Annotated in this window: 17 protein-coding genes; 13 read left to right on the top strand and 4 right to left on the bottom strand. The window is 53.0% G+C overall.

The features are described from left to right. Positions 1-277: 277 nt before the first annotated feature. The 8 genes from uxaC (at position 278) to ACFWUB_RS06495 (ending at position 8558) form a co-directional block, all read left to right on the top strand. Positions 278-1687: a glucuronate isomerase gene (gene uxaC, locus ACFWUB_RS06460; protein ID WP_416183679.1), complete on the top strand. Its 1410-nt coding sequence runs from the start codon at positions 278-280 to the stop codon at positions 1685-1687. 14 nt (positions 1688-1701) lie between these two features. After that, positions 1702-3159 (top strand): tagaturonate reductase, encoded by a 1458-nt coding sequence (locus tag ACFWUB_RS06465; protein WP_416183680.1) that lies wholly within the window; start codon positions 1702-1704, stop codon positions 3157-3159. Between the two features lie 3 nt (positions 3160-3162). After that, positions 3163-4653, top strand: coding sequence for a UxaA family hydrolase (locus ACFWUB_RS06470; protein WP_416183681.1), 1491 nt, complete (start codon positions 3163-3165; stop codon positions 4651-4653). 63 nt (positions 4654-4716) lie between these two features. Then, the gene (locus ACFWUB_RS06475; RefSeq protein ID WP_416183682.1) at positions 4717-5661 is read left to right on the top strand and encodes a sugar kinase; all 945 of its coding nucleotides are present in this window, start codon (positions 4717-4719) and stop codon (positions 5659-5661) included. Positions 5662-6149: 488 nt separating this feature from the next. Further along, positions 6150-6797, top strand: a complete 648-nt coding sequence (locus tag ACFWUB_RS06480; RefSeq protein WP_416183683.1) for a bifunctional 2-keto-4-hydroxyglutarate aldolase/2-keto-3-deoxy-6-phosphogluconate aldolase — start codon at positions 6150-6152, stop codon at positions 6795-6797. A gap of 352 nt (positions 6798-7149) precedes the next feature. Beyond that, positions 7150-7494 carry a molecular chaperone Hsp90 gene (locus ACFWUB_RS06485; RefSeq protein WP_292282200.1) on the top strand — a complete coding sequence of 115 codons (345 nt, stop codon included), beginning with the start codon at positions 7150-7152 and terminating at the stop codon, positions 7492-7494. A 12-nt stretch (positions 7495-7506) separates the two neighbouring features. Further along, entirely contained in the window at positions 7507-7947 is a 441-nt protein-coding gene (locus ACFWUB_RS06490) for an Rrf2 family transcriptional regulator (RefSeq protein WP_292282198.1), read from the top strand. 23 nt (positions 7948-7970) lie between these two features. Continuing rightward, on the top strand, positions 7971-8558 hold the full coding sequence (locus ACFWUB_RS06495) for a phosphatase PAP2 family protein (RefSeq protein WP_416183684.1): 588 nt from the start codon (positions 7971-7973) through the stop codon (positions 8556-8558). A 118-nt stretch (positions 8559-8676) separates the two neighbouring features. Here ACFWUB_RS06495 and ACFWUB_RS06500 read toward each other — a convergent pair whose 3' ends face one another. Together ACFWUB_RS06500 and ACFWUB_RS06505 are read right to left on the bottom strand one after the other, a co-directional pair. Continuing rightward, complete coding sequence (locus tag ACFWUB_RS06500) at positions 8677-9975, bottom strand: lactate racemase domain-containing protein (protein ID WP_416183685.1); 1299 nt, start codon at positions 9973-9975, stop codon at positions 8677-8679. A gap of 185 nt (positions 9976-10160) precedes the next feature. Then, positions 10161-12251: an OPT family oligopeptide transporter gene (locus ACFWUB_RS06505; protein WP_416183686.1), complete on the bottom strand. Its 2091-nt coding sequence runs from the start codon at positions 12249-12251 to the stop codon at positions 10161-10163. A gap of 255 nt (positions 12252-12506) precedes the next feature. On the opposite strand from ACFWUB_RS06505, the gene pepD reads away from it, so the two are divergent. The 3 genes from pepD to ACFWUB_RS06520 all read left to right on the top strand — a co-directional run bounded on the left by pepD (position 12507) and on the right by ACFWUB_RS06520 (position 15169). Next, a complete protein-coding gene (gene pepD, locus ACFWUB_RS06510; protein WP_292106687.1) occupies positions 12507-13961 on the top strand; it encodes a beta-Ala-His dipeptidase in 1455 nt (484 codons plus the stop codon). Between the two features lie 249 nt (positions 13962-14210). Then, the gene (locus ACFWUB_RS06515; protein ID WP_239639863.1) at positions 14211-14471 is read left to right on the top strand and encodes a 4Fe-4S binding protein; all 261 of its coding nucleotides are present in this window, start codon (positions 14211-14213) and stop codon (positions 14469-14471) included. Beyond that, on the top strand, positions 14468-15169 hold the full coding sequence (locus tag ACFWUB_RS06520; RefSeq protein ID WP_416183687.1) for an FprA family A-type flavoprotein: 702 nt from the start codon (positions 14468-14470) through the stop codon (positions 15167-15169). The genes ACFWUB_RS06515 and ACFWUB_RS06520 overlap by 4 nt, the downstream gene beginning before the upstream one ends. Here the strand turns inward: ACFWUB_RS06520 and ACFWUB_RS06525 are convergent. After that, positions 15152-15772, bottom strand: coding sequence for a hypothetical protein (locus ACFWUB_RS06525; protein WP_020311590.1), 621 nt, complete (start codon positions 15770-15772; stop codon positions 15152-15154). The two genes, ACFWUB_RS06520 and ACFWUB_RS06525, sit on opposite strands and share 18 nt — an antisense overlap. Positions 15773-15783: 11 nt before the next feature. After that, positions 15784-16359, bottom strand: a complete 576-nt coding sequence (locus ACFWUB_RS06530) for a xanthine phosphoribosyltransferase (protein ID WP_020723908.1) — start codon at positions 16357-16359, stop codon at positions 15784-15786. Between the two features lie 186 nt (positions 16360-16545). Here ACFWUB_RS06530 and ACFWUB_RS06535 point away from each other — a divergent pair, with 186 nt between their 5' ends. Beyond that, entirely contained in the window at positions 16546-20289 is a 3744-nt protein-coding gene (locus ACFWUB_RS06535; protein ID WP_292298313.1) for a phosphoribosylformylglycinamidine synthase, read from the top strand. A gap of 181 nt (positions 20290-20470) precedes the next feature. Continuing rightward, positions 20471-20755, top strand: coding sequence for a 30S ribosomal protein S6 (gene rpsF, locus ACFWUB_RS06540; RefSeq protein ID WP_014015536.1), 285 nt, complete (start codon positions 20471-20473; stop codon positions 20753-20755). Positions 20756-20758: the final 3 nt, after the last annotated feature.

The raw sequence follows: 20758 nt of genomic DNA on the forward strand, positions 1-20758 counted from the left end.
ACGAAAATGCAAAATGTAAGCGATTAACCAAGCGGAATAGGAAAACAGGAAAATCTAGGCACAAAAAGAATAATAAAATGGATCGACCATTCATAATTATGAGTTAAAAGCATGGAAAATGATTAATTTTTCAAAGTTAATACGGAAAAATCATATTACGTTGACACTTAGGTAATGACATGATATTCTTTCAGTGAAGATAAATGTAAGAGCTTACAATAAAATTTACCAATGACCGATGAAGTTAGCGGCCTTATATTGGGAGGAGACGGACAAAATGAAACAATTCATGGACAAAGACTTCTTATTGGATACGGCTACGGCCAAGCATTTATTCCACGATTATGCAGAACATATGCCGATCATTGATTACCACTGCCATATTTCTCCGCAGGAAATCGCAGAAGATCACCATTTCCGCAGCATTACCGAAGTATGGCTCGGCGGTGATCACTATAAGTGGCGCCTCATTCGTTCCAATGGGACACCGGAAGAAAAGGTTACCGGGACGGAATCGACAGATTTGGAAAAATTCGTTGAATATGCGAAAGCTCTTTCACGAGCTATTGGCAATCCGCTCTATCATTGGAGCCATTTGGAACTGCAGCGCTATTTCGGTATTACCGAACCGTTGAACGAAAAGAACGCTGAAGATATCTTCAATCGCTGCAATGCCAAGCTGCAGGAAAAAGGCATGGGCGTCCAGGGCTTGATTGAACAGTCCAATGTCAAAGTCATCTGCACGACTGATGACCCGGCCGATGATTTGAAATGGCATCAGAAGCTGAAAGAAGAAAAGACGTGCAGTGCCAAGGTATATCCGGCTATGCGTCCGGACAAGCTGATGAACATCGACAAAGCCGGTTATGCCGATTACATGGCCCGCCTCGGTCAGGCTGCCGGCGTTGAAATCAAGACCTTTGCCGATATCCGCCAAGCCATGGACAAGCGCATCGCCTTCTTTGAAGAAATGGGCTGCCGCGCTACAGACCATGCACTGGAATATGTCTTCTGCCGCGAAGCCGATGAAGCGACTGTCGATGCTATCATTGCCAAAGCCTTGAAAGGCGAAAGCATCAGTAAAGAAGAAACGGAAGCCTATAAGACGGCTGTCCTCACCTACCTGGCTGGTGAATATTACAAACGCGGCTGGGTCATGCAGCTCCACTTCGCTACCCTGCGCGACCTCAATTCGGAAATGTACCGCAAGTTAGGACCGGATACGGGTTTTGACAGTGTTGCCGAAGGGAATTGCTGCAAAGGCCTCATCGCCTTCCTGGATCATCTCAATGAACGCCATATCCTGCCGAAGACGATTCTCTACTCCGGGACGCCGAACGATAACGCCATGATCGGCACCATTATCGGCGCTTTCCAGGGTCCTGAAGCCCGCGGCAAGATTCAGCAGGGCGCTGCCTGGTGGTTCAATGATACGAAACAGGGCATGATCGACCAGATGACGAGTATTGCTAACTTGTCCGTCTTTGGCAACATCCTGGGGATGTTGATCGACTCCCGGTCCTTCTTATCCTATGCCCGTCATGAATATTATCGCCGTATCCTCTGCAACTGGATCGGCAATCTCGTCGAAAACGGCGAATATCCGAACGATGAAGACGCACTCCGCCAGCTCGTCGAAGATATCTGCTATAACAACGTAGCCAACTACTTCCAGTTCCAAATGTAAACGGAGGGTAAACGATGAAAAACGTCAGTGAACTTTATACAAAAGCCAAACATCCCGTCCGTATCTTACAGTTCGGAGAAGGCAATTTTCTGCGGGCCTTCGTCGATTACGCCATCGATGTAGCTAATGAAGAAAATGGTTTTGATGGCAGCGTCGCTGTCATCATGCCCCGGTCGGGCAAGACGGACCGCTTTGCTAAACAGGACGATGTTTACACGGCCTGCCTGCGCGGCCAGCAGGATGGCAAAGTCTATAAAGAAAACCGGGTCATTACTTCCGTCCAGACCGTGCTCAGCGCCCGCGATGAATATGATGCGTTCATGGCCCTGGCTCACGAAGATTCGTTGGAATTCGTCGTATCGAATACGACGGAAGCCGGTATCACCTTTGATGAAAAGGATGCTTTTACAGATTGCCCGCCGTCGACTTTCCCGGCAAAATTGACCAAGTTCCTCTATGAACGCTATACCTTTTATAAAGGCGCTGCCGATAAAGGCCTGACCATGCTGCCGACGGAATTGAATGACAACAACGGTAAACTCCTTCGGGACTGTGTAAACCAATATGTATCCCTGTGGAAACTGGAAGCGCCTTTCCAGTCCTGGCTCGACCAGCATTGCCAGTTCACGGATACCTTGGTCGACCGCATCGTCGTCGGCTATCCGGCTGATTCCATCGTGGCTCTGCAGGACGAACTGGGCTATGAAGACAGCCTGCTCGACCAGGCCGAACCTTTCTCCTTATGGGTTATCGGCGATCCGGCGCTGGCTTCGCGGCTGCCGTTAAACTCAAGTAAATTCCATGTTGAATTCACGGACCATATCCAGGCCTTTAAAGAACAAAAAGTGCGCATCCTCAACGGGGCTCATACGTCTATGGTCCTCGGTGCTTATCTGGCCGGTCTCGATTATGTCGGCCAGTGCATGGAAGACCCGGTCATCCGCAAGTCTCTGGACCAGACCGTCTTCGATGAAATCGTTCCGACCGTCCATTTGCCGGAAGAAAAGGCCGTTGCCTTTGCCAAGGCCGTTTATGAACGCTTTGAAAATCCTTTTGTCAAACACGCATTGCTCTCGATTTCCCTGAATTCCATTTCCAAGTGGAAAGCCCGCATCCTGCCGACCTTTAAAGACAGTCTGGCAGCGACGGGGAAACTTCCGAAATGGCTGACCTATTCCTTTGCCGCTTTCCTGGCTTTCTATCGGACGACGGAGGCTGGTGAACATTGTCTTATCGGGTCACGGCCGGGCAATACTTATGAAATCCACGATGATGAAGATAAACTGGCCTTTGTCAAAGAACAGGCCGGTAAAACGACGGCTGATTACGTCAAGGCCATCATGGCACGCAGTGATTGGTGGGGCGAAGACCTGTCGGCTATCGACGGCTTTGCCGATGCCGTTACGGCTTATCTGGACCGCATGGCTGAAATCGGTGTCAAAGCTCACATTGCCGAATTGACAAAGGAGTAAACGATGAACGTATTCCAAATCAACCCTCATGATAATGTCGCCGTAGCTGTCGATGCCGTTGCCAAAGGCAGCGTCGTCACGGCTGGCGGTAAGACTTTCACGGTCTGCCAGGACATCCCGGCAGGGCATAAAGTGGCCCTGCAGCCGATTGCCAAAGGCGAAGACCTCATCAAATACGGCTTTCCCATCGGGACGGCTAAAACGGATATCCCCGTCGGTGCCTGGGTCCATACGCAGAACGTCCAAAGTAAACTCGGTGATTTACTTCACTATACCTATGAACCGGAAAAAGCTGATCGTTCTCCCTGGAAAAGTGAAAAAAAATACGAATTCCAGGGCTATAAACGGAGTGATGGCAGTGCCGGCATCCGAAATGAAGTATGGATCATCCCGACCGTCGGCTGTGTCAACAATATTGCCAGAGCCATTGAAACGGCAGCCCAGGCTTATAAGACGGAAAATATCGATGGTATCTATGCCTATAGTCATCCCCACGGCTGCTCGCAGTTAGGCGATGACCAGGTCCATACACAAAAGATACTAAGTGGGCTGATTCACAATCCCAACGCCGGTGCCGTCCTGGTCCTGAGCCTGGGCTGTGAAAACAATCAGGTCAGCCTGATGAAAGAAGTCATCGGCGACTATGATCCGGACCGCGTCAAATTCCTGGTCTGCCAGGACGTGGAAGATGAAATTGAAGCCGGCACGGCTATCGTCAAAGACCTCTGCCATTACGCGGCTCAGTTCCATCGCCAGCCCTGCGATGCATCGCTGCTGACTATCGGTTTGAAATGCGGCGGCTCCGATGGTTTTTCGGGCATTACAGCCAATCCCCTGGTCGGGGAGATTTCCAACCGCCTCATCGCAGCCGGCGGTACGTCGATTCTGACTGAAGTGCCGGAAATGTTCGGCGCCGAAACGCTGCTCATGAACCGGGCTCGCAATCGGGAAGTCTTCGACAAGACCGTCGACCTCATCAACCACTTCAAAGAATATTTCATGAGTTACAGCGAAAAAATCAATGAAAATCCATCGCCAGGCAACAAGGCCGGCGGCATCACGACGCTGGAAGATAAGTCCCTGGGTTGTGTCCAGAAGGGCGGCCGGGCTCTCGTCGAAGATGTCCTGGCCTATGGAGACAGGGCGACGAAAAAAGGCCTAAACTTGTTGCAGGCTCCAGGCAATGATTTAGTAGCCTCCAATGCGCTGGCCGCTGCCGGAGCCCATATGGTACTGTTTACAACGGGCCGGGGTACGCCGTTTGCCTGCCCCGTACCGACGATTAAGATTTCCAGCAATAGTCACCTGGCCGGATTCAAACGGAATTGGATCGATTTCAACGCCGGAACCATTGCTGAAGGGGAATCGCGGGAAGCCGCAGCGGACCGCCTTTTCCAATATATCCTTGACGTAGCGTCAGGTCGTGTCCATGCGAAATCGGAAGCCTTGGACAAGCACGAACTGGCTATATTTAAAAACGGAGTTACTTTATAGTAAACATGGATAAACCGTTACATTCAGATGTGACGGTTTATCCATATCTTATGGAGGAAAAATATGGTTAAAGTACTTACTATCGGCGAGGCCATGGGCTTGCTGATTGCTGAAGAAATAGGGCCGCTGGAAGAAGTGGAACATTTTTCCCGCCATGTCTGCGGGGCGGAACTGAATTACGCCGTCGGTATGGCCCGGCTGGGCAATGATGTATCGTATATTTCCAAGGTCGGCGTCGACCCCTTTGGGAAGTGCATCTGCAACTTCCTCAAGGCCAATGATATCCATGACGATTATGTCTGGACCGATGACGACCATATGACGGGCTTCCAGATGAAGGGAAAGGTCCTGGAAGGGGACCCGACGGTCGCCAATATCCGCAAGCATACGGCCTTTTCCCACTTCCAGCCGGCAGACCTCGCCGGCATCGACTGGACCGGCGTCGACCATCTGCACGTCACGGGGATTCCCCTGGCCCTGTCGGAATCGTGCCGGGAAACGATTTATACGCTGATGATGCGGGCTCACGGTAAGGGCGTGCGTATTTCCTTTGACCCCAACCTGCGGCCCATGCTCTGGAAATCCCAGGAAATCATGGCCCGTGTCATCAACGACGCCGCCCAGTATGCCGATATCGTCATGCCTGGCCTCAATGAAGGCCGGATCCTGACGGGAATGGACAATGAAAGAGATATCGCCGGCTATTATTTGCAGCGCGGCGTTCAGACTGTCGTCATCAAAATGGGCGGCAGCCATGGGACCTATATCCACACGGCCGATGACCAGGAATACCGCGTGCCGAGCTATCACGTCGACCACATCGTCGATACCGTCGGCGCCGGTGACGGTTTTGCCGTCGGTTTCACCAGTGCCATCCTGGATGGCCTGAGCCTGGAAGAGGCTGCCCGCCGAGGCGCTGCCATCGGGGCCATGGCCATCCAGGTCGCCGGTGATAACGAAGGATTGCCGACGCGGGAACAACTGGCGGTATTCCAACAGAACGCATAATATTGGTTGTGGGATTCCCACAAACGGGCCGCCCTTTGGGACGGCCCCTACGTGCGGTCCTATGGGACCGCTGCGGCCTGCGACCTGCGTTAATGACACCTGCATCAATCCGTATAATTGGTGCAAAACAACCCCATTAACCGCGAATAGGACATGGCCGATAAATGTGGAACGGGCGCCCCACGTGGCGCCCCCTACGCTGCGGCCTGCGTTGATGCCACCTGCATCAATCCGCATGATTGGTGCAAAACGGCCCCATTAACCGTGAATAGGACATGGCCGATCGGTGTGGAACGGACGCCCCACGTGGACGCCCCTACGAAAATGGGTATAAAAACATGTAGGGGCTCGCACGTGCCTTTTCAGCCCGTCAGGTCATGACTGTAAGGAATGGCAGGACGGTTGCTGAAACGGACCGCTGCAGAGGGCGAGCCCGCCCGGAATGATGGTGGCAAAACGTTCATCAGTCGTGAAAAGGAGAGAAAATCATGGATAAATTAGATGTTGTTAAGAAAATTCAGGAAATCGGTGTCGTCGCTGTCGTTCGAGGCAAGACACCGGAAGAAGCGATGATGATGTCCGAAGCCTGCATCAAAGGTGGCGTCACGGCCATTGAACTGGCTTTCACGACGCCGCGGGCTCATGAAGTTATCGAAGCCCTTTCCAAGAAGTATGCCGATAATCCCGACGTCCTCATCGGCGCCGGTACGGTCCTCGATGCCATTACGGCCCGCATCGCCATCCTCGACGGCGCCCAGTTCATCGTATCGCCGGCCCTGGATGTAGAAACGATCAAGCTCTGCAACCGCTACCGCGTGGCCGTCATGCCGGGGACGACGACCCTCAACGGCGTCATTACGGCTCTGGAATACGGCGCTGACGTCGTCAAGATCTTCCCTGGGGAAATCCTGGGCATGAAAGCCATCAAGGCCATCCATGGTCCCCTGCCGCAGGCTCCGCTCATGCCGACAGGCGGTGTCAATGTAGAAAACGCCGGTGACTGGATCAAAGCCGGCTGCGTCGCCGTCGGTGCTGGCGGTGCCCTCACAGGCGGCGGCAAGACGGCCGATGAAATCACGGCTACGGCCAAGAAATTCATCGCTGCCGTCCAGGCTGCTCGAATTAAAAGTTTATAGTATGGAGTTTGTAGTTTGTAGAAATATGGTTTAAATTTTTACCCGTCCGCTACAAACTAAAAACTGCAAACTTAATACTCAAAAAGAGGCTGTCGCACGTGCGCAGCCTCTTTTTTTTACAATTGTTTACACGCGAATAAAAACGTTTAAATAGAGAATACGCTCGTTTTAAAAATGTGATAACCAAGCGGATGACAAATATTTAAATCAAAATAAATAAGTTTAAAATAGTTCAACAAAACATATAATATGTAACCATTGACTTTACAATAAAAATGTCGTATGATAGGGATGTAATCAGGATAATTCTATCCTGGATGTTTTGATTCGTCATTTATAGGGGGTTTTTAAAATGGATGCAAAAACAGTAGAATTCGTTACGGCTAAGACACATGATTTGATGGCAGCTCCCAGCTGCAATCCGACGCTGAAAACGGCCGCCCAGACTTGGCTCGATGCTGCCGATAAAGACGCAGCTGCGCCGGCTTATATCGAATCCTTGAAGCAGGGCGTCTCGACCATCGATGAACTCCTGGACTTTGCAGCTTCGGAACATGCTGTCCAGATTATGGGGGACGATGCAGCGAAACAGCTCTTGGCGCATGCCAAAGATATTCAGGCCAAAGGGGCTAAATTCTGTGACTGCCCGGCTTGTACGGCTGACCTGGCTATCCTTCGTGAATTAAAAGCCATTTAAGGAGTCTTTCATATGCAGATTTCCAGTCGATTTACCATGGCCGTTCATACCCTGTTGTGTATCGATTACTTCGGCAAAACGGAAAAAGTGACGAGTGACTTCATTGCTGCCAGCGTAGGGACGAATCCCGTCATCATCCGCAAACTGCTCATCCAGCTCAAAGCGGCCGGGTTGATCCAGGTCAAGCGCGGGACTGGTGGCGCAGCGTTGGAAAAACCGATTGCTGACATTAGTTTATATGACGTTTACCATGCCGTAGACTGCGTTGGCGGCGACTCGCTCTTCCATTTCCACGAACATCCCTGCCCGCAGTGTCCGGTGGGCAAGACGATTCACGCAGGGTTAGATGACCGGCTGCATCAGGTACAGGATGCCATGGAGGATAAGATGCGCAGCATCTCCTTGGCCGATGTAGCGGGAACGATGCGGGACGTCTTTGCAAAACAGGGCTGAGTCCGGCTGAAAGAGAGGCTATCATGGCAAGGTCTATCTTTTTATTCGTTCAATGGTTCATTGCCCGGCGCAGGACCTGGCTTCGGATCCTTACTTGGATTACCCGGTTCGGCTACTGGCTGTTCATCCTTTATGGCCTTATCGAATGGTTCCGGCCGCGGCCGGTTTCAGAGCAGATTAAACGTCGAAAAACATTAGTTTACTGTCTCTTTTCCGTCATCGTGGGCTCTTCGGTTTCCTGGGTCATCGGTAAAATCTGGCATCGCCCCCGGCCTTTTGCCTGTGGTGACGCGGCGCCGCTGGTAGCGCATAAGGCCAATGCGTCCTTTCCCAGCAATCATTCCATGAACAGCCTGGCCATTTCCCTGATGCTACTGGCCCGGCACAACCCCTGGGGACTGCCGGCCCTGGCCTGGACAGGCGTCCTGGCATCGTCGCGGATACTCAGCGGTCTCCATTACGTCAGCGACGTCGTCGGCGGCTTCTTCATCGGAGCTGCGGCCAGCCATGTCGTTTACCATAGTAAACGTTGTTCACAACTAGCTGACCACATCCTTTACTATTGGCACGTCGGGGCCACGGTTGTAGAGACCTGGTGGCGGAAATGCTGATGGAACAGAGTTTGTAGTTTGCAGACGATGGCTTTAAATTTAAAAACATTCACTACAAACTAAAAACTGCAAACTTAATACTCAAAAGGGCTTGTCGCATATACGACAAGCCCTTTTTTTACCACAGATTGTCTTCTTCGTTAAACTTCCATGTAAACGGTTCGGATGTGACTGTCATGTCCGGATCGTTTTTTATATCTTCTAAGCACGAGAGGGAACATTCGATGTCTTCCAGTTTCAGTGTATTCTTGATGCGGACGATTTTAGCCTGGTTCGGGTCGGTCAGGAAGGCGTGGGCCATGGCCATTTCGATGGCGTCTTTATCGCTGTTGCCATACAGGGGCAGGAGGGCCATGCGGAAGGACTTGGCCGTAATGCAGTTGGTATAAACGGAAGCGAAATCCATCTTGTTTACGAAGCGGTAACTGACGATGTCGGCCATACCGCAGCCGGCACCATTGCCATGGGAAGCCTCGGTTATATCCAGGATGACGATGCGTTCGATGTCCGGCGCTAAGGCGCGGAAGGCCGGTTCCTGACTGAAGCGTTCCGTCCGTCCCGTGATGTTCGGGTCCATGCCGGTACCGCTGATTTCCTTGCCGATTTCGTCGACGATGAGGACGTCGATGTGGGGCAGTTTCAGCCGGGGCATTTCGGCTTTGGCCATGGTCTGCAAGGCAGCATCGCGTTCAAAGAATTTATCTGTCGGGATGACTTCCAGGGCGGCGATGTCATCGCTGGGGCTCTGGACCATGCCGACGGAGAAAACGACGTTTACATGCTGCAAGAAGGCTTTCGATACGCGTTCCAGGTTGGGCCCGAAAGCGTCATAACCCCGGCCGTGGAAGGTCGAAGCGCCTTTGTGCTTGCCGCAGCCGATGCAGATCATCTTCAGCAGACCTGATTCGTGTTTATATTTGAAGTGTGTATGCGGTTTAATTTTGTTGAATAAGATGATGCCGTCGGCTTCGTAGGCGTTTTTATCGCAGTAGACCGGGAAGCCATCGTCTAAGGTAGCGACTTCGACGACGTCCATGGTGGAAAGGACGGGGACGCCTAAGTAGTCTTCATTGATGCCGAACTGAGCTAAATGGGCCTTTTGGCCTTCAGCGGTGGCTCCGGCATGGCTGCCCATGGCCGGGAAGACGAAGGGTTTGGCGCCCCAGGCCTTGAGCTGGTCGCAAAGGGCTTTCATGATTTCCTTGTAGTGCGGGAGCCCGCGGCTGCCGGCTGTGATGCCGATGCGTTTACCAGGCAGGCTGGCCGTCGTCTTTTCATCGAGAGCTAGGAGCTGTTGTTTCAATGTGCCCACAGGATCGGCTAAATCTTTATGGGGGAAAGCCTGGTGGACTTTGACCATCTGCGGGATGACGATACCGTCGGTCAGGGATTGCTTGTCGAGTTTGGGAAAGAACAAAGAAAGGACCTCCTTTAAAGTGGACTCGCAGGATAGTCTGCGGGATCCCCTTATTATACGCCGTTAGGGGAAAAGAAGAAATATGCAAAAAAAGCCCTCGTACCAAAAAATGTACTGTGTACGAGGACTTTTTTTGAGGATTTTGTCGAAATTTTAATGAAATTCTAATGTAAGCGGCATATTCCTTACTTGCTTTCGGCATCTTCCGGATTGAACTTGGTAATCAAGATGTGGCGGACGAAGATGGCGATCATGGCGATGAAGCAGAGCAGGCCGAGGATATCAGCTGTAGACTGGAAGTCTTTGCCGACCAGGGCCAGCGGGTTTTCGCTGCCGCCGGAAGTAACGGAAACGACGATGAGCAAGGCGATGATGACGCCCATGAGGCTTTCGCCGACGATGAGGCCCGATGCAAAGAGGACACCGCGATGATTGCAGGCTTCTACGTCTTCTTCTTCGTGGCCAGGGCTGCGGCGGGCAGCGCGGGCTTTCAGGGACTTATGAATGAGATAACCCATGACCGAACCGATGACCAGAGGGATTTCCAGTGTCGGCGGCAGGTAAATGCCCATGCCGACAGCCAGCGGCGGCAATGCCAGGGATTTCGTGTTTTTCGTCAAAATGAGGTCGATGATGATGGCGGCGATACCGACACCGACACCGAAGAGGATGTAGTTCCAGTCGAGGCTGGCACTGAAGATACCTTGGGCGATGGTCGTCATCAAGGTTGCCTGCGGAGCTGCCAGGGCCTGGGTCGGATCCATGCCGGCACGGGGAAGGGCACCGGTAAAGCCATAGGCCTGATAGAGCAGGTTCAGGACCGGAGCGATGGCGAAGGAGCCGATGATCGAGCCCAAGATGAGGGCGACCTGCTGTTTCCACGGCGTAGCGCCGACGAGGTAGCCTGTCTTGAGGTCCTGCAGGTTATCGTTGGAAATAGAAGCGATGCTGACGATGACGCTGGTGATGAAGATAGCAAAGGCCGTAGCGAACTGCGTGCCCTGCATGGTTTCAAAGACACCGGCCGAAGAGCCGATACCGAGGACGACCAGGGACGATACGATGATGCCCAGGATGCCGATACCGGAAATCGGGCTGGCCGACGTGCCGATGAGGCCTGCCATGTAACCGCAGGCAGCAGCGACGAAGAAGCCCATGAGGGTGGCGACCAGGATGCCGACGACGATGAACATGAGCGTTACCGACATGGAAAGGCCGGCGTTGCTGACGAAGGCGTAGAAAGTGATGAACAAGCCGATAAGGATGGCCAGGAAGACCAGGCCGACCGATTTCGGCGACATGTCGATGTCCGTATGATGGAGTATCTTCTTTTCTTCCGTATCGTTGGCGCGCAATGCGTTGATGGACATCTTGATGCCGTCGACGACCGGTTTGGCCAGGCGGATCAAGGTCCAGGCAGCGGCGATACCGATGCAGCCGGCACCGATGAAGCGGACTTTCTGAGCCCAGATGGCCTTGGCGAAAGCGGCGGCACTCTGGCCTTCAGCCGGCGTGATGACCGACGTCAGATAGGGAACGAAGACGTACCAGGCCAGGAGCGTGCCGACTAAGATAGCCATGCCGCTGGCGATGCCGATGAGGTAACCCGCGCCGAGGAGGGCTGTCGAAAAGCCCAGGGGAATCTGGGTGACGGCTTTGCCGAACGAGAGCCAGTAGCTGAATTCGGAAGAAACGACGTGGAAGCCGTTGGAACAGAGACTGAAGAGACCAGCCAGAGCCGTGCCGCCGACGATATCTTTCATGCCTGTTTCTTTTTTGCTTGTGTCTTCGCCGTTGGCTTCTTCCTTGCGGATTTCACTGCCGACTTTCAGGATTTCAGCAGCAGCCCGGCCTTCCGGATACGGCAGGTCGCTGTTGACGACCATAGCCCGGCGCAGGGGGATAGTGAACAAGACCCCGAGAGAGCCGCCGCAGGCGCAGAGCAGCAGGGTCTGCCAGAACGGGAAGCCCTGCCAGTACCCCAGCATGAGCAAGCCCGGCAGGATGAAGATGATTGCAGATAAAGTGCCGGCAGCAGATGCCTGCGTCTGTACCATGTTATTTTCCAGGATGTTGGAATGTTTGAACATGCGCAGGATTGCCATGGAGATGACTGCAGCCGGGATGGACGACGAGAACGTCAGGCCGACTTTTAAGCCCAGGTATACGTTGGAAGCCGTAAAGATAACGGTGATCAGGGCGCCGAGGATCATACCGCGGGCCGTCAATTCCGGCATACTTGGGTAGTTCACAGTCAGATTTGATTGTGGTTTCATAGAAAAACCTCCCAAATAAAAATTAAGCAGTACTAAAACGTACAACTTCACTGACGCTTATATTATACTCAATTTTTTTGCATTCGTCATATATCAATTTGTACACTGTACGCGGAAAAACAGCTGTATAATTACTTTTTCGCAAGCAAAAATATACACATGCGGATAGTAGCCCGATGCGCCTCGTCCGTGGTATAATAAATAAACGATTAAGCAAGTCAATCGCAGAGACTTTTTGAAGGGAGCGTTTGTCATATGAACGATCATGAAATCATTGAAGGTGTCATCCACGAATTTGCAGGACTGGCCAAGCATCCGCGTCCGTCCCACCATGAAAAAGGCGTCAGCGATTATATCGTCAGCCGTCTCCATGAACTGGGCGTTGCCGATGTAACACAGGACGAAGTATATAATGTCATCGCCAATGTTCCGGCCAGCAAGGGCTGCGAAGATTGGCCGCTTACGGTCCTCCAGGGCCATATGGATATGGTCTGCGTCGCCAAGCCCGGCGTCGATTTCGACCCCTTGACCAGTGAAATCAAACTGGTCCGCGAAGGCAACATCCTCCACGCCGATGGGACCAGCCTCGGTGCCGATGACGGCATTGCCGTCGCTTTGGCGCTGTATCTCATCCAGCAGGATATCCAGCACGGCCCGCTGCGCCTCATCTTTACGGTCGATGAAGAAACGGGCATGACCGGGGCTACCCATCTGGATCCGAAATACGTCCAGGATGTGCAGTACATCATCAACTGTGACTCTGAATACATGGATGTCCTCTGTGTCGGCTCGGCCGGCAGCGTCCATACGCATTTCAGCCGGCCCATCCACTGGCAAGCTGCTGAAGGTAAACAGGCGTTTACTATCACAGCCAAAGACTTTGCAGGCGGCCATTCCGGTGAAACCATCAACGACGGCAAGAGCAACGCCATCAAGGCCCTGAGCCTGGCCCTCCGCCGCATTGCCCAGGCCGGCGTATCCTATGTCCTGGCATCTATCACGGGTGGCGTAGCTGCCAATGCTATCCCGTCGGAAGCCTCGGCTGTCATCGTTGTCGACGATGTAAACGCAGGTGAAACGGTGAAGAAAGCCGTCGGCGAAGAACAGGCCGAAATCGCGGAAGTGTATGGTGAAGTCGAAAAGAACGCCCACTTCCTCGTCGAAAGTGCCGACGTACCGGCCCAGACCTTCTCGGCTGACGATACGAAGAATCTGGTCAGCCTGCTGAACATCCTTCACTGCGGCGTCTTCGCCATGAACCAGCTGCTGCCGAAGCTGCCGGACCTGTCGGCCAACATCGGTACGATCCGGACTGAAGGCGACCATGTCGCCATCCAGTATTTCCCCCGCGCTTCGGCCGATGCCCGCCTGCGCGAATTGATGGCTATCCTCCCCGTTTACGCAGAGTTGACAGGCTGTGACATCGAACTGGCTTCGCCGGAACCGGCCTGGACGGAAAATCCGCACAGTAAACTCGTTCCCCTCGTCGCTGACGTTTACAAGGAAGAAGCCGGCAAAGAAGCCCGCATCGAAGCCATGCACGGCGGCCTGGAAACAGGGTACTTCTTCTCCATGAACCCGAAACTGGACATCATCTCCGTCGGCCCGACGACGCATGACATCCACAGCGCCGATGAATCGGTCGAACTCGATACGGTAGCCCTCCTGACCCGCATCGTCGCCAAGACATTGGGAAAATTAAATAATTAGTGGCTAGTGGATAGTGATTCGTGGCTCGTAGGGGCTTGCATGTGGCAAGCCCGTTCCTGGATATATGTGATTTCCCAGTCAGGTGTCATGGGCGTCATATAAATACCCAGCGGGTCGCCCACGTGGCGACCACTACAGTAAAACTTAACAAAAAGAGGCTGTCTTCATGCGACAGCCTCTTTTGTTGTATTTGCAACGGTTTTATTTGGATATTTTTGCTATAGTATAAGTGTACAAAAAGGGGGGAGTATGATGGAAAAAACGCATATTGACCGACTGGTTACACCCGATTATTTTAACCGCAAGGAATGTGAAGGCTGCGGCTGTTGCATCAGTATCTGCCCGTATGAAGCTTTGTCGATGCAGACCTGCGCCGACGGCATCCGGCGGCCCCGCGTCGATATGACTAAATGTCTGCGCTGCAACCGCTGTATGGATGCTTGTGAAATTTACAAGTGTTACTATATTCCTCAAAAACAATATGAAACTGCCAGGAGGGCTGCACTATGAAATACTCGCTGAATCCACACATCTTTGTCTTTGGCAAGACCATCAAGAAGCCGAAGATTTCCATTTCTTTTTTATCTTACCTGCTTCGGGGGAAACAGAATATCCTCATCGACACGGTTCCCGATAAAGCAGCCGATGCCTATATCCAGGACATCGAAAGTGTCCTGCCTGTCAGCCAGATCGATGCCCTGATTCTCAACCATTCCGAAGAAGACCATAGCGGAGCCCTGCAGGCCGTCCTGGACCGTCATCCCCAGCTGCCCATCTACTGCACGCCGGCCACGAAGGAACGGCTCCAGCCGACGTATCCGGAAGCTGATTTCCGCGTCGTCCAGCATGGCGAAAGCCTGACGTTAGGCGATTATACCTTCCAGTTCATCCATACGCCGGGGCTCCACTGGCCGGATAATATGGTCACCTGGCTGGCTTCGGAAAAAATCCTCTTCTCCAATGACCTCTTTGGCCAGTATTTAGCCGAAGAACCGCCGGTCGATGCCGGTTATTCCAAGGAAGCCATCCTCAAAGGCACCGAACCCCATTTTGAACGGGTCTTTGCCCCTGCCTCTGAAAGCGATAAAGCCATCATCGCCGATATCGCCGCTATGCCTATCCAGACAGCAGCAACCGGCCATGGCCTCATCTTGCAGAGCCAATGGCCGGCTGTCCGGGATTTCTATGTATCACACGTGATCAAATAAATATTTCGTATCGTAACTGAGGTCCATGTACTGCGCAATCGTTTCGTCGTCGAATCCGTATTCTTCCGACTTATGGGTCAAATTACCCCATTTGATCTGGAGCTTCTTCTTGGAATTCAATGGTTCTTCGTATTCGATGCGCAGTTCTTGTGCTTCTTGGGAGTGGTCCTGGACCTTGACAAACAGGCCTTTGTCGAAAGTCAGCTCGTAGACTTTTCGGAAAGCATGAGGAAGCTGGAAACCGAAGGGAACGAAGTATTTATCGATGAAGCTGTTGGCGATGAGGATGGACCCGCTGTAATCCATGACGTGGTTGAGTTCATATTTCAGGTCCCCTGCCGGCGAATGGAAGGAAACGGGATGGATGCCGTCGATGGCAGGCGGTTCCATGCCGTTGTTATTGGTCAGCAATTTATGGAGGGTCAGCATCTTTTCATCGTTGAAGCCGAAGATCGCCGTATATCCGCGCAGGCAGGCTTCATTGTACATGATGGGATGGAGGCCGAATTCCTCGATGTTAAAGAAGTCGTCCACCTCTTCGATGGCGACGATACTGAATTTATACGTGGCAAAATCGAAACCGTCAAAAAATTGGGCGCGCATGATGATTCTCCTTATTCGACGAAGACAGGTTTGTTATTTTCAAAACGGGCGATGCGGGCCAGAGATTCGACGCGGAAGCCTTTATCTTCCAACGTCCTGCGGCCGCTCTGGAAAGTCTTTTCGACGACGATGCCGATACCGGCGACAGTACAGCCTGCCTGGGCGACGATGTCCGTCAGGCCGACGGCAGCGGCTCCACTGGCCAGGAAGTCATCGATGATGAGAACCGATTCGCCGGCGTGGAGATAGGCCTTGCTGATCGTTGCCGTATATTCTTCTTCTTTCGTATACGAGTAGATCTTGGCCGTATACTGTTCGCCCTTGGTGAGCAGGGATTTCTTCTTGCGGGCAAAGACGATAGGCAGGTTGCCCATGGCCAGGGAAGCCGCATAGGCTACGGCGATGCCCGAAGCCTCGATGGTGACGATGCGGTCGATGTGTACGTCTTTGAAACGGCGGGCGAACTCCTGACCGACGTGATTGATGAGGTTCGTATCGATTTGCTGGTTCAAAAAGTTATCAATCTTCAAAATCCGGTTGTCGATGACCAGGCCATCCTGTAAAATTCGCTGTTTCAATTCTTCCATTACTTCCATGTCCTCCCTGTGATGAAAAATGGTAAACATTGTCTACTATAATAGTACTAGTCTAATACGATTTTATAGGCAAGTCAATAAAATTCTAAGTTTACTTATGGTTTTAAAACAGGTATACTAAAGTTGTCTAATGAGTTGTCTAATGATAAGTTATCTATCTTTGAGGGAGGTCATGACATGCAGTCTATCCGACGTTTGTATGTTGCCAAGAACGGTGTTTTTGCTGACGAAGCAAAACGATTGCTCACTGATTTACAGGAAAACCTGTTGATTAAAGGGTTGACCGATATTCACATTTACCACCGCTATGACGTATCCGGGCTCGATGATGCGGCTTTTGAAGCGGCTAAAAATATGATTTTCTCCGAACCGCCTGTCGATGCCGTCTATGACGAATTGCCGGTTGGCAAGGACGACACGGTCCTGGCCGTCGAATATCTGCCGGGCCAGTACGATCAGCGCGCCGATTCGGCCATGCAGTGCCTGCAGATGCTGACCATGAAGAACGACAGCCTCGTCCGCACGGCACAGGTCCTCGTTTTGTCCGGCAGCTTATCCGCTGATGACGTCGCTGCCATCAAACATTATTGCATCAACCCCGTCGAAGCCCGCGAAGCCTCGCTGGACCCCATTTCGACGCTGGAAATGCCCTGGGAAAAACCGGCTGACGTCCCCGTCATCGACGGCTTCGATGCCATGGATGACGCCGCTTTGAAAGAACTGTCGGCACACATGGGCCTGGCCATGAGCTTCGACGATTTGAAGTTCGTCCAGACCTACTTCCGGGATGAAGAAAAACGGAATCCGACAGTGACGGAAATCCGCGTCATCGACACCTATTGGTCGGACCACTGCCGTCATACGACGTTCATGACCGAACTCACGGATGTTTCTTTTGAAAACGGGACGTTTACGGCGCCCATCCAGCGCGCTTATGAATCATATAAGACGACGCGGGAAAACTTGAACCGTAAGAAACCACAGACCCTCATGGATATGGCGACTATTGCCGTCAAAGAATTGAAAGCTGCCGGTAAACTCGATAACCTTGACGAATCGGAAGAAATCAACGCCTGCACGATCATCATCCCTGTCGATGTCGATGGCGTCGAAGAAGAATGGCTCCTCCTCTTCAAGAATGAAACCCATAACCACCCGACGGAAATCGAACCGTTCGGCGGCGCAGCTACCTGCCTGGGCGGCTGTATCCGCGACCCCTTGAGCGGCCGTTCCTATGTCTATCAGGCCATGCGCGTCACCGGTGCCGGCGACCCGCGTCAGTCGGTCAAGGATACGCTCGTCGGCAAACTGCCCCAGTGTAAGCTGACGACAGGCGCTGCCAAGGGTTACAGCTCTTATGGTAACCAGATTGGCCTGGCTACGGGCGAAGTCAAAGAATATTACAACCCCGGCTTCATTGCCAAGCGCATGGAAATCGGTGCCGTCCTCGGCGCAGCTCCGCGCAATAACGTCGTCCGCGAAGAACCGCTCCCTGGCGACATCATCATTCTCCTCGGCGGCAAGACCGGCCGCGACGGCTGCGGCGGTGCTACGGGCTCGTCCAAGAAACATACCGTCGAATCCCTGGAAACGTGCGGCGCCGAAGTCCAGAAGGGCAATGCCCTGACGGAACGCAAGATCCAGCGCCTCTTCCGCCGCCATGAAGTCACGGTACTCATCAAACGCTGCAACGACTTCGGTGCCGGCGGTGTCTCCGTCGCTATCGGCGAATTGACAGACGGCCTGGACATCAACCTCGACAAAGTCCCGAAGAAATACGAAGGCCTGGACGGTACGGAACTGGCTATTTCCGAATCGCAGGAACGTATGGCTGTCGTCGTCGCTCCGGAACACGTCGATGAATTCATGAAATATGCCGCCGAAGAAAACCTGGAAGCGACGATCGTCGCTGTCGCTACGGATACAAAACGCCTGGTCATGCACTGGCGCGACCAGAACGTCGTCAATATTACCCGCGCTTTCCTCGATACCAACGGCGTCACCCAGCATCGCAAAGCCGTCGTCGTCGCTCCGGAAGACAAAGATTTCTTCAAGGCTCCGGAAGTCAAAGACGTCGCCAAGACCTGGCTCGATACCATGGGAACCCTGAATATCGCCTCGGAACAGGGCCTGGCCGAACGCTTCGACAGCACCATCGGCGCCCGCACGGTCCTCATGCCCTTTGGCGGCAAATACCAGAAGACGCCGGTCGAAGGCATGGTTGCCAAGATTCCGGTCGAACACGGCAATACGACGACGGCCAGCATCTTCACCCACGGCTATGACCCGGACCTGGCTATCTGGAGCCCCTTCCACGGTGCCCTCTACGCCGTCATCCAGTCCATTGCCAAACTGGTAGCCCTCGGTGGCGACCGCAAAAAAGTCTATCTGACCATGCAGGAATTCTTCCAGAGCCTGGGAACCAATGAAAAGGCCTGGGGCCAGCCGGTCAGCGCCCTCCTCGGTGCTTTCGTAGCCCAGCAGGTCATGGAAGTGGCCGCTATCGGCGGGAAAGACAGCATGAGCGGTACCTTTGAAAACCTCACCGTTCCGCCGACGCTCGTTTCCTTTGCCATTGCACCGGAACACACGAACCATATCATCTCGCCGGAATTCAAAGCCGCTGACGACGCAGTCCTCCTCTTCGACCTGCCCCGCGACGCTGAAGAAATGCCGGACTTCGATACTTTTAAAGCCCACTGCGATTTCCTCCATCAGGCTGTCCTCGATGGTAAAATCAAAGCCATGCATGCCGTCGGTCAGGGCGGTATCGCCGCTGCCGTCGCCCAGATGGCCTTTGGCAATGGCATTGGCTTCGCCGTTGATGCATCCTTTGCTACGCAGGAACTGTTCAACCTCCGCTATGGCTCGATCCTCGTCGAAACCGACGCTGCTACGGCTGCTGAATGGGTCAAACGGGCTCACGTTTCCCTCGTCGGCAAGACGACGGCTGCTGCTGATGTGACCGTCGATGGCGTGACGATTTCTCTGAAAGACCTCCAGGATGCCTGGGAAAAACCGCTGAGCCACGTCTTCCCCATCAAGAGCGAAAGCGGTACAGGTGATGCCGAACTGCCGCTGTTCACGACGTATGGTCCGCGCCGCAGTGAAGCCTTTGGTACGCCGCGGGTCTTCATTCCCGTCTGCCCGGGCACGAACTGCGAATACGACTCGGCCGCTGCCTTTGAACGGGCTGGCGCTACGACGGATGTCATGGTACTGCGCAACAACACGCCGCAGGATCTGGCAGAATCTATCGATGAAATGGCTAAACGTATTGCCAAAGCCCAGATCATCATGTTCCCTGGCGGCTTCAGTGCCGGTGACGAACCGGAAGGTTCAGGCAAGTTCATTGCCACCTTGTTCCGCAACCCGGTCCTGTCGGAAGCCCTGGAAAACCTGCTCTATCAGCGCGATGGCCTGGCTCTCGGCATCTGCAACGGCTTCCAGGCCCTGATTAAACTCGGTCTTCTGCCTTACGGTCATGTCCAGCCGTTGAAAGCTGACAGCCCGACGCTGACATACAATACCATTGGCCGCCATCTGTCGCGCATGGTCGAAACCAAGGTCGTTTCCGTCATGAGCCCGTGGTTCAGCAGCTGCAAAGCCGGTGACGTCCACACCGTCGCCATCTCCCATGGCGAAGGCCGTTTTGTCGCCACACCGGAACAGATTCGCGAACTGGCTGCCAAAGGCCAGATTGCCACACAGTACGTCGACCTTTCCGGCAAAGCGACTTATGACAGCGAATACAACCCGAACCAGTCGGTCCTGGCAGTCGAAGGCATTACCAGCCCCGATGGCCGTGTCCTGGGCAAGATGGCGCATACCGAACGCTTCAGCGCCGAAGACGTCTTCCAGAACATCGCTGGCAACAAACTCCAGCCGATCTTCAAATCGGGCGTCGAATACTTTAAATAAAAGAGGAGCACTAGTGCGGGCCGCCCTTTGGGACGGCCCCTACGAGTCGCTAACTGCTAGCTGCTAATAGCTTTTTCTTGCATTTCCCCATCACCTATGATATAATTAACGAGCTTGAACTGTGTCAAGCTCCTAACCCTTCTGCGGGAAGGGTCATATGTCCAAAAGAGGAGGTGATTTCGTGAACAAGTACGAAGTCATGTTTATTGCAAAACCGCTCGAAGAAGCAGAAGTAGATCCGATCGTTGAATTGGTATCCAACCTTCTCACCAAGAACGGCTGCACTATCGAAAAAGTAGATCGCTGGGGTAAACGTCATCTCGCATACCCTGTTAAAAAACAGGCTGATGGCTACTACGTTTTGATCAACTTTGAAGGCGAACCTGACGTCATCAAAGAAATCGACCGTGTCATCAAGATCCACGATACTATTCTGAAACACTTGATCGTCAAGATCGACGAATAACCG

Source organism: Megasphaera sp. (genome assembly GCF_047831605.1).
Classification (GTDB): domain Bacteria; phylum Bacillota; class Negativicutes; order Veillonellales; family Megasphaeraceae; genus Megasphaera; species Megasphaera intestinihominis.

Bases quoted from the DNA above. Each gene is read 5' to 3' on its own strand.
- uxaC (WP_416183679.1), top strand. From the start codon at position 278: ATGAAACAATTCATGGACAAAGACTTCTTATTGGATACGGCTACGGCC.
- ACFWUB_RS06515 (WP_239639863.1), top strand. From the start codon at position 14,211: ATGATGGAAAAAACGCATATTGACCGACTGGTTACACCCGATTATTTT.
- ACFWUB_RS06485 (WP_292282200.1), top strand. From the start codon at position 7,150: ATGGATGCAAAAACAGTAGAATTCGTTACGGCTAAGACACATGATTTG.
- ACFWUB_RS06530 (WP_020723908.1), bottom strand. From the start codon at position 16,359: ATGGAAGAATTGAAACAGCGAATTTTACAGGATGGCCTGGTCATCGAC.
- ACFWUB_RS06535 (WP_292298313.1), top strand. From the start codon at position 16,546: ATGCAGTCTATCCGACGTTTGTATGTTGCCAAGAACGGTGTTTTTGCT.
- ACFWUB_RS06470 (WP_416183681.1), top strand. From the start codon at position 3,163: ATGAACGTATTCCAAATCAACCCTCATGATAATGTCGCCGTAGCTGTC.
- ACFWUB_RS06480 (WP_416183683.1), top strand. From the start codon at position 6,150: ATGGATAAATTAGATGTTGTTAAGAAAATTCAGGAAATCGGTGTCGTC.
- ACFWUB_RS06520 (WP_416183687.1), top strand. From the start codon at position 14,468: ATGAAATACTCGCTGAATCCACACATCTTTGTCTTTGGCAAGACCATC.
- ACFWUB_RS06465 (WP_416183680.1), top strand. From the start codon at position 1,702: ATGAAAAACGTCAGTGAACTTTATACAAAAGCCAAACATCCCGTCCGT.
- ACFWUB_RS06475 (WP_416183682.1), top strand. From the start codon at position 4,717: ATGGTTAAAGTACTTACTATCGGCGAGGCCATGGGCTTGCTGATTGCT.
- ACFWUB_RS06525 (WP_020311590.1), bottom strand. From the start codon at position 15,772: ATGCGCGCCCAATTTTTTGACGGTTTCGATTTTGCCACGTATAAATTC.
- ACFWUB_RS06505 (WP_416183686.1), bottom strand. From the start codon at position 12,251: ATGAAACCACAATCAAATCTGACTGTGAACTACCCAAGTATGCCGGAA.
- pepD (WP_292106687.1), top strand. From the start codon at position 12,507: ATGAACGATCATGAAATCATTGAAGGTGTCATCCACGAATTTGCAGGA.
- ACFWUB_RS06495 (WP_416183684.1), top strand. From the start codon at position 7,971: ATGGCAAGGTCTATCTTTTTATTCGTTCAATGGTTCATTGCCCGGCGC.
- ACFWUB_RS06490 (WP_292282198.1), top strand. From the start codon at position 7,507: ATGCAGATTTCCAGTCGATTTACCATGGCCGTTCATACCCTGTTGTGT.